The sequence below is a fragment of the Spongiimicrobium salis genome (genome assembly GCF_043678055.1).
In the GTDB taxonomy this organism is placed as follows: domain Bacteria; phylum Bacteroidota; class Bacteroidia; order Flavobacteriales; family Flavobacteriaceae; genus Spongiimicrobium; species Spongiimicrobium salis.
The window spans coordinates 1,055,068-1,070,270 of record NZ_JBHEQA010000002.1 but is presented as its reverse complement, the minus strand read 5'-3'; the positions used below and the strand labels follow the sequence as shown (position 1 = coordinate 1,070,270).

The following is a 15,203-nucleotide window of genomic DNA, read 5'->3' as shown; positions in this document are numbered from 1 at the left end:
CAATGAAATTAAAGTGGGAGAAAGGAACTATAAATTTCTATATTCTTCCAACAATTTTGACCACACCAAATTTCTTTCGAAACGACTGCGTATCATTTCACGGGATACCTTTCCCATTTTTTCTACTTCCTCCTTGTTTTGTATGGCCCATTCCATGGCATTTGCCAAAGCATCTATGTTTTTGACAGGAATGATGACTCCATTCACCTTATCCTCAATAATTTCATTACAGCCATTGATGTTCGAAACTATATTTGGGATACCCAGAGCTCCTGCCTGCATGACCACATTGGGGAAACCTTCCCTATAACTGGGAAAAGCCTGTATATGTGCCATTAAAAAATAAGGCCTTACGTCTCGTTGACTCCCCACATAAATTACATTTTTATGGTCTGTGACGATCTTTTCGGCCCGTTCGGACAGTGGATCTAATTTCTTTTCGAAGGGACCCACGAGCAAAAGCTTTGTTTTTGGGAACTTTTGATTGATGATCTCAAAGGCAGCGGTCAATTCTTCAATACCTTTGTCTTTAACGATCCTTCCAATAAAAACAAAGACAAAATCATCTTCTGCTATGCCTAAACTTTTTCTTAGTTCTTCCCGCTCTTTAAGGGGAATGCGGTCTGGGTCAAAGTGTTCCGTGTCAATGCCGTTGGAACTGCCATTGGCAATGACTTTTAAGGAGGCTTCGTCAGTGTACTTGTTTTGTATAATGATATCCTTTAAGCCAAAGGAATTGGGATAGATCTTAGTGGCACAGGAATAAGTGATTTTCTCCACAAGATCCAATAACTTTCGCTTTGTGCCCGTAGCTTCCAATAAGGGCATTCCGGCAATGGTATGCAATCTATGCGGTACTCCGGCCAATTTTGCTGCGAGCATACCCACCGTACCTGCCTTGGGCGTATGCGTATGTACAATAAAAGGTTTCTCTCGTTTAAAAATCCTATACAGTTGGTACGTTGCCCGTAAATCTTTGAATGGAGAAATGGTCCTGGTCATTTCCACAGGAATTACATCAACATGTTCTTCTTCGGAAAATTGGGCCAAACGGCCATTATAACTGGAAGAGATTCCGATAACATCATAGAATTGGGTCATATGTTTCAATTGCCCATTGAGCAAGGTAACCAGAGAACCGGGTACAGTGGTAATTCTAATGAGTTTTTGCTTAGGATTCATGTAAAAAATTGTTAATACGAGCAATAAAAAATCGAATATCCCTCTTTTTTAAGTAGGAATCAAATGTTTTCCTATTTTTAGTTAAATCTTGAGTGAGTACCGTTCGTAAAGCGATAGTCAATTTTTCCTCAATTTTTGGGGGAAGGGTCTCAATTCCCGGGATATCGCTAATACCTCCAGCACATTCTGTGGAAACCACTTTGGTGTTTTGGGACATCATTTGTAAAAGAACATTGGGAAACCCTTCGATCCTGGATGAAACTACGCAAGCTTCCGCATTTTTAAAGAAGGGGAGCACATTTTTTTGAAAACCGGGCAGGAATACCTTTTCCTGTAGATCCAATGTAGCTATCAATTGCTCCAATAGCTCCCGATCTTTTCCCTCTCCCAAAATCACTAGCGACACATCTGGAAAAGAGGGGAGTAGTGCTTTGAATGCCGGAATTAAAAGGTCGTATCCTTTTTCAGGTATCAAACGTCCGGCGGAAACAATATATTTCTTATGTAAAAGAGGATGATCTAATGGCATCGCTCCGCGAGTGGCTATTTCATCTAAGTTTATAGGGTTGGGAATCACTTCCACCTTTGTGCTATTGGAGAGTTTGGGAAGGGCGGCTAAGAGCTGTTCTTTCATGAAAGCTGTCTGACAAATAAGCAGATCTACCTTAGAATATCCCAATGCATAGAACAACTTATAGGTCATTAATTTTAAACCAGAGAATCTTTTAAAAATAGAAGTGGATTCTCTCCCCACAAAATGTGTTGTCCGTAACAACCCCAGTTTTAGAAAAATACCGACAACCCCGGTAGTGTATACATGGGATGTAAAGATGAGGTCATATTTTTTCCTTTTTTTGAACAACAGCTCTAAAAACAAAAGTAGGATTCCAATTCCCTCTGAACGGTCACTTTTATAGCGTACTTCCCCCTTAATGTCTTTCCAAGCCGTGGTATTTGTCTTTTTCAGAATGATTACTTCAACACTTTCCTTATGGAAATGCCCGGCAACCATCTTCAAATATTGCTCAGCACCGCCTAAAGTACTATTTGGGGAGATCAAGAGGATTTTCATGGCTTTATTGAAATAAAAATGTAAATAGTTTATCCTGATACATTTTGTAATAAAAATGTTCCTTAGAGGTTTTTTGGGCCGCTACTTTTATGGGGTCGGCAATGTCATCGTAATTTTTAATAATATGAATGAGTTTATTGAGCATTAGCCGATCGTCGTCCGGTGGGACTATAAAACCATTTTTTCCATCAAAAATATAGCGATCATTATCACTTACTTTAGTAACAAGAATAGGTTTCTTGTGATTTAGATAGTCCGATAATTTTGTCGAAAAACCGTATTTATTCTGTTTGGTATATCCACGGGGAATGACAAGCAATTCCTGTTGACTAAGAAAAGTAGATAGTTCCGTGGCGTCTAGATTGCCATAATAAGTTACATTTCCCATGATGCCCAAATCGGGTAGAAGCGTATCAAAAATAAGGCTCCTATGTCTTTTGTTGACATGGCCGCATAAATTTAAGTGAAACAAAAAACCCGCTTCTTTAAGTTGGGACAATACCTTAAAAAAATCCTTTAATCGTTCTTTTTGCAAATGGATACTGCCTGAAAAACCAATATTAAAAGCTTCGGATACGGAATAAACTGTACTGGAATCGGATTGTTCCAGATAAGGATCGGTCAATATCGGAATCCGTACCGTCTTTTTGTTGAAAGAATGACCGTATTTTTCTATGGATGTAGAGATGCAGACCAAGCCGGAATACGTGGATAAAAACAACTCCATGATAAAGAATACCGTTTTGTACACTATTTTTTTAATGGAATATCCCGGTTTCCGTAGCGAATAGGGTTCACTGAAAGTGGAACTATATTTTCTAACCTCATTAAACTCATAAAATACCTTTTGCCGTTTGAGCAATCGTAGGTAAAGCACAGAAAGGAATTCTAAGTTAACAAGGGGCGAAGGATAAAAGAGGAAGGAAGGATTGTTCTTCCTGCTTTTAGCAAAACGATATAGTTTTTTAAGAAAACCCAAGGTCTTGAAAAATCCATTGGTGGTTTTGTTCTCCTTCAACCGGTATACATTGGGATATAATTCTTCAAAAGAATCCTTTTCAATGGGAGTAGAGGAACAACTGACCAAATAGACTTCCGTAGTATCATCTGCCAGGGCCTTGGCATAATATTCCATGCGCGTGACCCCCGCATTTTTCTTTTTGAAATCGAAATTACTGTAGATAAACAAAGAATTGTTTTTCATACTATTCTGTTTTCGACCAAACCACGCGATTGACGTAATCCGTGTAGGACAAAATGATCCTAACCACTTTTTCGCTCACATTGGGCATGGAATAGTCATATACCTCCCGGAAGTTCCTTTTCGGATTTCGTTGTTGCTGTCCCACTGCCGCCAAGCCCTGCATAATACGTTTGGGATTGAGCCCTACCATCATTACCGAAGCTTCTTCCATGGCCTCCGGGCGTTCGTGGGCTTCACGGATGTTCAATGCCCTAAAATTTAAAATGGAAGACTCCTCGGAAATGGTTCCGCTATCAGACAAAACCGCAAAAGAATGGTATTGGAGTGCGTTATAATCTGAAAACCCAAGAGGTTTTAAAAATTGAATGTTCTTATGGGTCTCCACTTTTTTGGAATCCATCATTTTTTTTGTCCTCGGATGTGTGGAAACAATAATAGGAAAATCATAGGTTTCAGCGATTGTATTCAGGGATGCTATAAGATTTGAAAAATTCTTTGGATTGCTGATATTCTCCTCTCTATGGGAAGAAACCACAAAATATTTACCTTCCTCAAGGTCCAATTTTTCCAATACGTTTGAGTCTTCAATTTTAGGCATAAAATTGGTGAGTACCTCATACATAGGGCTTCCGGTCTTTATGACCCGATCGGGAGATAAACCTTCACGCAATAGGTATTCACGGGCGATGGAGCTATAGGTTAGATTGATATCGGCAATATGATCTACGATTTTTCTGTTCGTTTCCTCTGGAACTCGTTGGTCGAAGCAACGATTCCCTGCTTCCATATGGAAAATTGGAATTTTTCTTTTCTTGGCAGGAATGGCACATAAACAAGAATTCGTATCTCCCAATACTAAAAATGCATCTGGATTTTCTGCCTCCAAAATAGGATCTATTTTGACAATGATATTTCCAATGGTTTCTGTTGCGTTTTTACCAGCGGCATTTAAAAAATGATCTGGCTTTCTTATACCAAGGTCTTCAAAGAAAATTTCATTCAATTCATAGTCATAATTCTGACCAGAATGCACTAAAATATGCTCAATGGCATCATTTCTATCCAAAGCTTGCATGACACAAGAAAGGCGAATGATTTCCGGCCGGGTACCTACAACGGTGATTACTTTAAGTTTTTCTATCATGGTTTATTGTTTAGTAAGGTTTTATACCTCTACAAAATAAGTATCGGGATCGGCGGGGTCATAAGGCTCGTTGATCCAAAAAAGAGTTATGAGTTCTGTATCTCCGGTATTGGTAATATTATGGGTATACCAAATAGGCATGTCGACATAGGCTGGCTCATCACCATCCAAATCATAATTAAATACCTCGTCGGAATCTATTTTTCGTAATTGTATACGGGCTTTTCCCTTGATTACGGCAAAACGCTCCACTTTTCGTGTATGGTAATGATTTCCCCTTGTAATATTGGGGAAAGTTGTAGAAAAGGAAGTTTGCCCAGAGGTATTGGCCCTCATGATTTCTACAAAGGCACCACGGTTATCAGCATGTTGGGTGAATTTTCGTGGAAAATAATCCTTGGGGATAAAACTCGTAAAGGTATTGAACAGGTTGATCTCAAAAGGATCGCTCAAATCGGGAACCATACCCTTATCATAGTAGGTTTCTTTATAAAATAGCAAGCGTTCCAGGATTTCAGATACCTTTTTTGTAGCCGAATGGGGCACTGTAAAGGATTTGGTCGATTCTTCTTCAGAACTCCTGATTTCATTATAAAACGCTTCGCTCAATTCATTGATGTATATCAGGTTCAATGTTCCATCTTGATGGATTTTCGGTGTTTCGTTTGCCACGACTTGATGACAAAAAGTGGCCACTACGGAGTTGTAAAATGGCTTCCCAAAGGGACCGAAAACATTAGGGATGAGCATGGATGTTGCCTTAGCACCCTGTGTAGAAGCCCATGCTTCCAATTTTTTTCTGGATGCTCTCTTGGATTTTCCATAAAGATTATCCCTTTCTTCCTGCGTAGAAGAGGAAAATATAATTTTAGGTGTTGCCCCGGTACTCTTACAAGCCTCTATCAACCGGGAGGTTAATCCCACATTGGTATCATAGATAACCTGGGCATCTTCGTGCCTGTTCATAGCCGCAATGTGTACAATGACATCGCAATTACGAACAAATGCCTCTAATTTTTTTGAATCGTTAAAAAAAGATTTTTCAAAAGGGACGCGATTGATTTCTTCTTTGGTACCTAAGAAATTATAGAGATGTCTCCCCATAAATCCAGATTGTCCCGTAATACCTACTTTTATTTTTTTTGTTACCATTTTTTTACCCATTTATCCATTGGAAAGCGAAAGTCGTCATTGGAAGAATCTACAAGGTTCATATCGGAATATACCATCATTTTTGAGTTTTCCTCTATAGCCTTGAATCCGCTTGCATAACCTCCGGGAACATGTAATACTCCTGCAATACGGTCTGTTAAAGTAAAGATCTCAGGTTGCAAATCCTCAGAAGGCCTGTCAAAATCATCCACTTTAATGAGCTGTATCTTAAAACTACCTTGCGTGCAATAAAACCATTTGGATTCCTTTTTATGCCCTTGCCAGGCTCTTACAATTTCAGTACTGGAAGGTGCTATTTCATAAAACCGCACAATTTTATCCATAGCAAAATTATTGAAAAACCGTAGCACACCGCGGTCATCGATATGATTTTTGCCTTCGAGTATCTGTGCTCGCTCCATGTTCAAGATTATAAATTTTCTTTGATAAAATCCAAACCAAGGAGCACTTCCTTGATTTCATCTGGAGATAATCGTTTGGTATTGTGGGAGTGATAATCTTCAATATCACTTACATCCTCATCACCTTCAGAAAAATATCGGTTATAATTTAGATCCCTATTATCTGCTGGGATCCTGTAAAATTCACCCATATCCTCTGCTTTCAACATTTCTTCCCTGGTACAGAGCGTTTCATAGAGTTTTTCTCCATGGCGCGTCCCAATGACTTTTACCTCGTTTTCTGCTTTAAAGAGGGCTTTTATGGCTTCTGCCAAATCGCTAATGGTGCTTGCAGGGGCCTTATTGACAAATAGATCGCCCTGACGTCCATTTTGGAATGCAAAGATGACCAATTCCACTGCTTCGTCCAATGACATTAGGAAACGCGTCATTTTAGGGTCGGTAACGGTCAGGGGTTCTCCTTCTTTAATTTGATCTACAAAAAGTGGAATCACCGAACCTCTAGAGGCCATAACATTACCATATCGGGTAAGGCAGACCGTAGTGTTATCTTCCGGAATATTACGGGAAGCGGCCACTGCTACCTTTTCCATAAGGGCTTTACTGATTCCCATGGCATTTATGGGGTAGGCCGCTTTATCTGTACTCAAGCAAATTATTTTCTTGACATCGTTGGCTACGGCAGCATCAATGGTATTTTGGGTTCCAAAAACGTTGGTCTTTGCCGCTTCAATGGGGAAAAACTCGCAAGAAGGAACTTGTTTTAAAGCGGCCGCATGGAACACATAGTCCACACCTTTCATGGCAGCATTGATACTATTGAAATCGCGAACATCGCCAATGTAAAATTTTACTTTGTCATTGTTCAATTGCGTCCGCATATCATTCTGTTTTTTTTCATCTCTTGAAAAAATTCGAATCTCCTTGATGTCGGTATCAAGAAATCTTTTTAGTACGGCATTTCCGAAAGAGCCTGTACCTCCGGTAATAAGTAAGGTTTTATTTTTGAACATAATTATTCTTTTTAACGAAATTTGAGTAAAATATAAACATTATAACAAAATATGAAGTACTCGCCAATATTCTGGTCATTATTGCGCCATTGACACCAAAAAACTTAACTAGGATGGGATAACCGATTACATTAACGGCTCCTACGATAAATGCAGAGTTCCGCAATAATTTTCCTTGTCCTTTGGCTCCCAGAAAACGATTGATCAAATCTCCTAGGCCATGAAAGATAAATGCGATAATAATAAATTTGGCAATAGCAGCTGCCGGCAAGTAATCTTCGGAATAAAAAAGCAAAATAATTTTTTCTACAAAAAAGTAAAAAATAAGTAAAGCTGGTATAGCAATTGAAAAAGAGAGCAAAAATACTTTATTTGGAATGCGCTTAATGTTGGCAAATTGCTTATAAAATGTAGTCCCTAAAACGGAAGGAATCATTAAAAGGGGAGAAGCAATGGTAAGGGCCAAGGTATAATACCCTACTTGTGTATTGTCTAGATAATATGATATGGCAAAGGTTGCAAGGTGAGTTGTTGCTACACCGGCCAAACTTCCAATATAGACAGGTCTTCCATTGACTTTGTTTTCTTGAGCTACAGTTTTAACAACTTCTTTTCCATAGCGCATATTTGGCTTTAATCGCAATATTACTACTAAAGAAACAAAAAAGCTTATGCCATAATTTAGCAGTAAAATTGTAGATACCCCAATATCATAAAATTGACTTATTGTATAGGCAAGGACTAGAAATATAATTGCTGGGAGAATACTGGTCAGTGCCAAAGTATAAATATGATTGAGCCCCTTTAAAACTTCGGCAATAGCTATTCCCGTTAGAAAAGCAATTACAACAAAGAAATGGTTCTTAAACAATGGGCTCAAGCCGTGTTCAAAAAAGATGGGTTCAACATAAGAGAACAAGAACATGGCCGCAGAGCTAATAGCGGCCATAATGAGCAGAATATATACAAAATAGCCCAACAATTTTTTCTGAAACCCTTTATCCTTGGTTACTGCCAAAATACGCGTAATGGAAATAAAAAAGCCTGCAGTGGTAAAACCTGTAATGGTCCGAACTATGGATTCTATAAATTTTAGGTCTCCATACGATTCTTTGCCCAGAACCCTAGTATTGAAAATACTGATCAAAAATCCAAGGACGACCTTTAACCCAGTAGCACCGTACATCGTACCTACTTTTAATAAAGTATTCTTTCTACTCATTTAGATAAACTATATTTATAGAGTAACCTCCCTTGAATAATACAAATAATGATAAAGAAGAAATCCACGGACATGGTGGTATAAATGGCCAATCCTGCACAGGCCAGTACCCAAATAACGAGTACAAAGGCTTCCACTTTGGTCTCGTAATCCTTGGACCGCAAGAACATTCGAATGGGAATGTAGGCGGTCAAATACAAATAAGCTAGGAAAGGAATAAGGCCTGCCCACCATAATAAAAGCAACCATTGATTGTCCAAATAGGGGTATTGTTTTCCCCCAAAATTCCAGGTAGCATCCGATCCCTTACCTACGATGACCTCAAAAAAATCGAGTTGACTGAAAAAAGCGCGCAATTGTTCGGTACGCGTATCGTCTAATCCACGTTGCCCCAACGAATCTACGGCTCCACCTAAAAATTCTCCTGAAAGTAAAACGGAGAAGAACAAAAAAGCAGAAATCAGAGCAGATAGAATATAGAGGCTCTTTTTCTCCGAGTGATAGAAGTCAAAAAACAAGACGAGGAAGTAAATGAGCAAGAAAGATCGTGTCTGTATGATCAATGCCAGTGAAATTCCGGCAACCAAGGCCAATCCGCGATATTTTGCCAAGGTCTTATGGGTTTTGAGCGATAAAAATACATATGGCGTTATCCAAACCATGGTCACTGCATAAACTCGGTACTTTGCCAAGGCCTGACCCCTATAACTCCCAATGCCGAAATCTAAAAAAGTATAGATTCCCATCAATGCAATGACAATGACCGCTATGGCCAAAAAATATTGGAACCACTTAAATCTCAGCTCATTATAGGATACAAAAATGAGCCCCAGACATATCCAAGGACCGGGACCTTTGATATCCATTAAATCAGTGGTATTGGTCAAACTCCCTCCTCCCAAAACATATACGCCAAAAACGTAGGCGAGAAGCAGGATATAGGCCAAATAAATCTGTATCAGATACTTCTCTTTAGCACGAAAGACAGCAAGCAGGACCGATAAAAATATGAGGATGACCGAACCGATTCTGATATACTTCTCCGGCCCTAAAGAGAAGCCGGCGCCGAACAGTATACGTAGCGAAAGCCTTTCTTGGGCAAAGTATACAAAAACTAATCCAAGAAATAAGCCGGCGAACAACACCCCGGTTATTATTTTGTCAATACGTGGATTATCTTTCACATCATTGAATTTGAGAACCATACCTTACGACAAGGAATGATTTAAGAGCAGGACCATCGTATACACTATCAATGTAGATCCTAATGGTTTATAAGGTACCGTCCGCTTTAGATTTCATGATTCCCTTAATATCGTATAAGATGCCATTTTCAATAAGAAGGTTGTCCATATCTATCTTTAGAAATTCATTATGGGCCACAGCCAATACGACGGTATCATACTTCTCATTAGGAAGCACATCAACGGTAGTTATTCCGTATTCGTGCTGAACTTCTGCTGGATTCGCCCAAGGGTCATAAACCGAAATTTCGGTACCAAAGTCTCCCAAGTGTTTAATGACATCCACAACTCTGGTATTACGTACGTCGGGGCAATTTTCCTTAAATGTGATTCCCATGACCAGAACATTGGCTCCTTTTACCTTGATATCGTTTTGTAGCATTAGTTTCACTACTTCACTGGCCACATATTGTCCCATACTATCATTCATTCTTCTTCCGGCAAGAATGATTTCCGGATGATAACCTACTTCTTGTGCCTTCTGGGCCAAATAATAAGGGTCGACCCCAATACAATGCCCTCCTACCAAACCAGGTTTGAAGGGAAGGAAATTCCATTTGGTCCCTGCGGCTTCAAGCACAGCAGACGTATCGATATCCAATAAATTAAAAATTTTGGCAAGTTCGTTCACGAAAGCAATATTAATATCTCGTTGTGAGTTTTCTATCACCTTGGCAGCTTCGGCCACTTTGATCGATGTTGCTTTATGCGTTCCCGCCTCAATAACGGAATTGTACAAAGCATCGATTTTTTCGGCTATTTCCGGAGTTGAGCCTGATGTGACTTTCAATATTTTTTCTACCGTATGTTCCTTATCCCCAGGATTGATACGCTCAGGGGAGTAGCCCGCGTAAAAATCCTCGTTGAATTTAAGTCCGCTTATCCGTTCTAATACGGGCACACATTCTTCCTCGGTAACACCAGGGTAAACCGTGGATTCGTAAACGACCACATCGCCTTTTTTAAGAATAGCGCCTACGGTTTCGCTGGCTTTGTACAATGGCGTAAGAATAGGCCTATTGTTTTTATCCACTGGGGTAGGGACCGTCACGATATAGTAATTACAATCTTTAATGTCATTGAGGTCAAAGGAACAGAACAATCCATTTCCTTCTATTTCGGGAGTATCGGATAATACTTCGTTCAGAACCGCATTGTCAACCTCTAAGGTACTATCATTCCCATTTTTTAATTCCTGAACTCTCCCTTCATTGATATCAAATCCGATTACAGGATATTTTGTTGCAAATAAACGGGCCAGGGGAAGTCCTACATACCCTAATCCAATAACCGCTATTTTTGTATTTTTCAAAATGTTAAGTTTTATATTGTGAAAATATAATTTTGTAATTCGTTACTTTAAATTGTGCCAATACCACTCTACGGCATTCTTAAGGCCTTCTTTGATGTTAAATTGGGGGTCGTATTGTAACATCTTTTTTGCTTTGTCAATAGAAGCCAGAGAGTGTGGAACGTCACCCTGTCTGTTAGGGCCATATTTTACAGGAACTTCTGCAATTTTGGCATCAAAATCGCTGAGGTATTCCTTCAATAACTCCAAAAGCTCGTTTAAGGTGGTCCTTTCTCCATAAGCTACATTGTAAACGGTATTTACTGCCTCTTTATTATTGGAAACAATAGCTCGTATATTCATTTGGATCACATTATCGATATAGGTGAAATCCCTAGAATAAGAGCCATCACCGTTTACCGTTGGGGATTCGTACTTCATCAACTGCATGACAAACTTGGGAATTACCGCGGCATAGGCTCCATTTGGATCCTGTTTTCTTCCAAAAACGTTAAAATATCGAAGACCAATAGTCTCTAGACCATAGGTCTTACTAAAGATGTCCGCATAAAGCTCGTTCACATACTTAGTTATGGCATATGGTGATAATGGCTTTCCTATATTTTCTTCAATTTTAGGAAGACTTTTTGAATCGCCATAAGTGGAAGAGCTAGCGGCATAGACAAAGCGCTTTACTTTGGCGTCCCGGGAAGCACTGAGCATATTGAGGAATCCGGAAACATTAACTTCATTACTTGTAATGGGATCGTTGATAGATCTAGGTACCGAACCTAAAGCAGCTTGGTGAAGCACAAAATCAACACCTTCGCATGCCGTCGTACAAGTTTCTAAATTTCTGATATCACCCTCAATGAATTTGAAATTTGGGGCGTTTAATAAACGCTCAAGATTTGTTTTTTTTCCAGTAGCAAAATTATCCAATCCCCTAACTTCTGCTCCAATCTCTAGAAGCGTTTCGCATAAATTGGAACCAATAAAGCCAGCAGCCCCAGTTACTAAAATTTTTGACCCCTTTAACTCAGGAAAATCAGTATTGTTCATATGGTTAGATGTTATTTTTCTTAATAAGGTTTTAAAAGTGGACAAATATCTTAAAAATATTATTAATATTGGCCTCAGCCAATGTCAATATACCATTAAATACGATTAAAAACATTTTGGGTGATTTTTGACGAAAAAAAAGTGTCTTTCAACTGTGATTGGACCTGTTAAAAAACGAATTTTTTGGAGCACGATTTAAAGAGCGAAATCGTTGTAGGAATTTAATTTTAAGGTAAATAGCCCGGTTTCTCCATCGTCAAATTTATAATGCTCGTAAAAATTAGCTATGAATTTTAAATTTTTCGATAGATCTTTTCAGTTTACTTTGCTATGGTGCATTTTAGGGGTATCCGTATCCAAGGCTGATACCGTGAAGGCATCGGATTTTGGTTATAATAAAGAGAACGCTACCGAGGCCTTTCAAAAAGCCATACGTTCGGCCAACGATACGATTATTGTTGATCTGCAGGAAAACCCTTGGAATGTTGATCCCTCATGGTTCAATAACCTTAGGGATAAGACCATAATTTTTGAATCTGGTGTAATTCTTCAACAGCGGAAAGGAGCATTTAATGGAAAACTCGATATGTTGTTCCGATTGGAAAAATCTACCAATATCACCATTATCGGATATGGGGCTACGTTTAAAATGGATAGGGAAAGCCTAGGGCGATTGGGTTCAGAGTTTAGAAATAGCATAGCGCTTTACGATTGTTCCCATATTACTATAAAAGGACTTAGGGTTGAAGAAAGCGGTGGCGATGGCCTACTGATCAGTTCGCGAAGTCCCTATGGTTATTGCTCTGATATTGCCATTAAGGATATTGTTTTTTCAAATCATTTGAGGCAAGGAATGAGTATCGTCAGCTTACAGGGCGGCTTGTTCGAAAATTGTGTTTTTCAGGGAACATCTGGCAGATTTCCCGGAGCAGGGGTAGATCTGGAACCTAATTATCCGGCCCAATGTTTGATTGGGATCACCTTTAAGAATTGTTCTTTTATCGATAATGCCCAAGCCGGAATTTTGTTTGCGTTGACAAAGACCAATGGAGATTCCTCGCCGCTCGAAGTTGCTTTTTACGATAGTTATATCGCAGGGAACAATAAGGAAAATGTGCCAAGAAACAAGCAAGGTTCTTATTGGGGGGGCGAAATCCAGATCGGAATGAACAAAGATTTTAATCATCCACAAAAAGGGAGCGTTCTTTTTAAACGCACCATTGTTGAAAACTTTCCCAAGTATGCATTCATGACCAAAAAAACGGAAAATGCGTTTCTGGTCACTTTTGAAGACCTTGCAATATACAATACCGCCCGTTTTAGAGATAACAAGATAATTCCCATACAAATACAACGCTATAATTATCGTAAAAAAGAGCCGGCAGCGGGAGGGATACATTTTCGAAATCTATTAGTGGACGCAGGACAGGGAAAAAAGTCCATCAGCCTATCCGGGGATTCATGGTTTGATTGGAAATTAAAGAACTTTAGTGTCACAGGAACTTTTGTGTCCAAATTTGCCGATGTCATACAGGATAGGAATAAAAAATTGAATTTTGAAGGGAATGCACAAGACAGTGTTCATGTAAAATATCATGCACATAGTGCATTGCCAAGAACATCGGTTACCATAACAAAAACCTCCGAAGCTTCTCAATGTACCTTTACGAGAAAATCAAAAGATATAGGTTATCCGCTAATAGTCTCCTTGGAATTTTTGAGAATGGGTGATGAGATGCCTGTACTGTTAAAAAAAATGATTCTACCTTCCGGAAAAGAAAAAGTAACGGTTCCCCTAGATCAGCTACTTCCCGCAACCCATCCAGAAAATTTGGGAGCTGGTGAGATCAACATAGTTAAAGCAGCACATTACACCTTAGGAAAACATGCTAGGCTTAAAATCGGGCCATAGGAGTTGGGATAGCTTGGCCAAACGAATCTATATGGAATGATATGCTTTGTACCAATCTACGAATTTTTTTATTCCCTCAGAAATGGGCGTAGAAGGCCTGTAATCATAATCCTCGATCAAAGAATCTACGTTGGCCCAGGTCTTTTCTACATCTCCTGGTTGCATGGGCAACATTTCTTTAATGGCTTTTTTGTTTAAGTTCTTTTCTATTTCGGAAATGAAATGCGCAAGAGAGACGGCATTATTATTGCCTATATTATAGACTTTGTAGAATTCACTGTGCTGTATTCGTTCTGAAAGGGGAGCTTCCAATACTTTAACGACTCCGGTGACAATATCATCAATGAAGGTAAAATCACGTTCCATGTTCCCTTGATTGAAGACTTTTATGGGCTTATTTTTGGAAATGGCCTCTGTAAACAAGTAGATGGCCATATCCGGCCTGCCCCAGGGGCCATAAACGGTGAAAAAGCGCAATCCCGTAGTGGGGAGCTCAAAAAGGTGGCTATAGGTATGGGCCATCAACTCATTACTTTTTTTACTGGCAGCATAAATACTTATGGGGTGGTCTACTTTGGCGCTGGTAGAAAAAGGAATTTCCTTGTTTAAACCGTAAACACTGGAACTACTGGCATAGACCAGATGGTTTATATTGAAATTACGACAGCACTCCAACAAATTCATGAAACCTACAATATTGCTGTCCACATAGGCTTCAGGGTGCTCCAGACTATAGCGTACCCCGGCTTGCGCAGCTAGGTTACAGACGGCTTCGATTTGAAATTGTTCGAAAATCAAAGGTAAATGATGCCTATCCTGTAATTCCATACGAATGAACGTAAATAACGATGGAGAATCTTTAGAGGTTGTAGGATGATTGTTTTTTTCCGCCGCCGTCCTTGAAATTCCCAGCTGTTGCAGACGGGCAAATTTTAAATCAGGGGAATAGTAATCGTTCATGTTATCTATGCCGATAACCGTATGATTTTGTTCCAATAATCTTTTGGAAACGTGATATCCTATAAAACCAGCCGCACCTGTAACTAATATTGTCATATATTCTAACTAAAACTCCTATTGGAGAATCCATGCAAAGATGGAAAAAAAATAACAATAGTCTAGCGCGATGATTTTATCAGAAAAACAAAAAATTTCGATGAAGTGTCAGATTCGAATGATAAAACTCACTTTTTTTTACTGACAGATATGTTAAAATTGCATTTTTTTCGGTTTTTGGAAGTCTAAAAAAGAGGTTTATACGTAATTGAGTTATTATATATTTA

13 protein-coding genes are annotated in these 15,203 nt (G+C 39.1%); 1 reads left to right on the top strand and 12 read right to left on the bottom strand.

Going from position 1 to position 15,203, the window contains the following annotated elements; genetic code table 11:
* Positions 1–27: 27 nt before the first annotated feature.
* From ACEXOE_RS13840 to ACEXOE_RS13790, 11 genes are all read right to left on the bottom strand, one after another.
* A complete protein-coding gene (locus ACEXOE_RS13840; RefSeq protein ID WP_394749406.1) occupies positions 28–1,182 on the bottom strand; it encodes a glycosyltransferase family 4 protein in 1,155 nt (384 codons plus the stop codon).
* Complete coding sequence (locus ACEXOE_RS13835) at positions 1,172–2,254, bottom strand: glycosyltransferase (protein WP_394749405.1); 1,083 nt, start codon at positions 2,252–2,254, stop codon at positions 1,172–1,174. Before ACEXOE_RS13835 ends, ACEXOE_RS13840 begins: the two co-directional genes overlap by 11 nt.
* Positions 2,255–2,258: 4 nt before the next feature.
* Positions 2,259–3,458, bottom strand: coding sequence for a glycosyltransferase (locus tag ACEXOE_RS13830; protein WP_394749404.1), 1,200 nt, complete (start codon positions 3,456–3,458; stop codon positions 2,259–2,261).
* Between the two features lies 1 nt (position 3,459).
* Positions 3,460–4,599 carry a non-hydrolyzing UDP-N-acetylglucosamine 2-epimerase gene (gene wecB / locus ACEXOE_RS13825; RefSeq protein ID WP_394749633.1) on the bottom strand — a complete coding sequence of 380 codons (1,140 nt, stop codon included), beginning with the start codon at positions 4,597–4,599 and terminating at the stop codon, positions 3,460–3,462.
* Positions 4,600–4,623: 24 nt separating this feature from the next.
* On the bottom strand, positions 4,624–5,754 hold the full coding sequence (locus ACEXOE_RS13820) for a polysaccharide biosynthesis C-terminal domain-containing protein (RefSeq protein ID WP_394749403.1): 1,131 nt from the start codon (positions 5,752–5,754) through the stop codon (positions 4,624–4,626).
* The gene (locus ACEXOE_RS13815; protein WP_394749402.1) at positions 5,748–6,176 is read right to left on the bottom strand and encodes a cupin domain-containing protein; all 429 of its coding nucleotides are present in this window, start codon (positions 6,174–6,176) and stop codon (positions 5,748–5,750) included. Before ACEXOE_RS13815 ends, ACEXOE_RS13820 begins: the two co-directional genes overlap by 7 nt.
* A gap of 8 nt (positions 6,177–6,184) precedes the next feature.
* Complete coding sequence (locus tag ACEXOE_RS13810) at positions 6,185–7,189, bottom strand: polysaccharide biosynthesis protein (protein ID WP_394749401.1); 1,005 nt, start codon at positions 7,187–7,189, stop codon at positions 6,185–6,187.
* Positions 7,176–8,411, bottom strand: a complete 1,236-nt coding sequence (locus ACEXOE_RS13805; RefSeq protein WP_394749400.1) for a lipopolysaccharide biosynthesis protein — start codon at positions 8,409–8,411, stop codon at positions 7,176–7,178. The genes ACEXOE_RS13810 and ACEXOE_RS13805 overlap by 14 nt, the downstream gene beginning before the upstream one ends.
* A complete protein-coding gene (locus ACEXOE_RS13800; RefSeq protein WP_394749399.1) occupies positions 8,408–9,595 on the bottom strand; it encodes a hypothetical protein in 1,188 nt (395 codons plus the stop codon). Before ACEXOE_RS13800 ends, ACEXOE_RS13805 begins: the two co-directional genes overlap by 4 nt.
* An 88-nt stretch (positions 9,596–9,683) precedes the next feature.
* Positions 9,684–10,967, bottom strand: a complete 1,284-nt coding sequence (locus tag ACEXOE_RS13795) for a nucleotide sugar dehydrogenase (protein WP_394749398.1) — start codon at positions 10,965–10,967, stop codon at positions 9,684–9,686.
* A gap of 42 nt (positions 10,968–11,009) precedes the next feature.
* Positions 11,010–12,008, bottom strand: a complete 999-nt coding sequence (locus ACEXOE_RS13790; RefSeq protein WP_394749397.1) for an SDR family oxidoreductase — start codon at positions 12,006–12,008, stop codon at positions 11,010–11,012.
* Positions 12,009–12,294: 286 nt separating this feature from the next.
* Between ACEXOE_RS13790 and ACEXOE_RS13785 the strand changes: the two genes are divergently transcribed.
* A complete protein-coding gene (locus tag ACEXOE_RS13785; protein WP_394749396.1) occupies positions 12,295–13,920 on the top strand; it encodes a right-handed parallel beta-helix repeat-containing protein in 1,626 nt (541 codons plus the stop codon).
* Between the two features lie 27 nt (positions 13,921–13,947).
* Here the strand turns inward: ACEXOE_RS13785 and ACEXOE_RS13780 are convergent, their stop codons facing one another.
* Entirely contained in the window at positions 13,948–14,976 is a 1,029-nt protein-coding gene (locus tag ACEXOE_RS13780) for an NAD-dependent epimerase (protein ID WP_394749395.1), read from the bottom strand.
* Positions 14,977–15,203 lie beyond the last annotated feature (227 nt).

Bases quoted from the DNA above. Each gene is read 5' to 3' on its own strand.
- ACEXOE_RS13805 (WP_394749400.1), bottom strand. From the start codon at position 8,411: ATGAGTAGAAAGAATACTTTATTAAAAGTAGGTACGATGTACGGTGCT.
- ACEXOE_RS13830 (WP_394749404.1), bottom strand. From the start codon at position 3,458: ATGAAAAACAATTCTTTGTTTATCTACAGTAATTTCGATTTCAAAAAG.
- ACEXOE_RS13815 (WP_394749402.1), bottom strand. From the start codon at position 6,176: ATGGAGCGAGCACAGATACTCGAAGGCAAAAATCATATCGATGACCGC.
- ACEXOE_RS13780 (WP_394749395.1), bottom strand. From the start codon at position 14,976: ATGACAATATTAGTTACAGGTGCGGCTGGTTTTATAGGATATCACGTT.
- ACEXOE_RS13785 (WP_394749396.1), top strand. From the start codon at position 12,295: ATGAATTTTAAATTTTTCGATAGATCTTTTCAGTTTACTTTGCTATGG.
- ACEXOE_RS13790 (WP_394749397.1), bottom strand. From the start codon at position 12,008: ATGAACAATACTGATTTTCCTGAGTTAAAGGGGTCAAAAATTTTAGTA.
- ACEXOE_RS13810 (WP_394749401.1), bottom strand. From the start codon at position 7,189: ATGTTCAAAAATAAAACCTTACTTATTACCGGAGGTACAGGCTCTTTC.
- ACEXOE_RS13840 (WP_394749406.1), bottom strand. From the start codon at position 1,182: ATGAATCCTAAGCAAAAACTCATTAGAATTACCACTGTACCCGGTTCT.
- ACEXOE_RS13820 (WP_394749403.1), bottom strand. From the start codon at position 5,754: ATGGTAACAAAAAAAATAAAAGTAGGTATTACGGGACAATCTGGATTT.
- ACEXOE_RS13835 (WP_394749405.1), bottom strand. From the start codon at position 2,254: ATGAAAATCCTCTTGATCTCCCCAAATAGTACTTTAGGCGGTGCTGAG.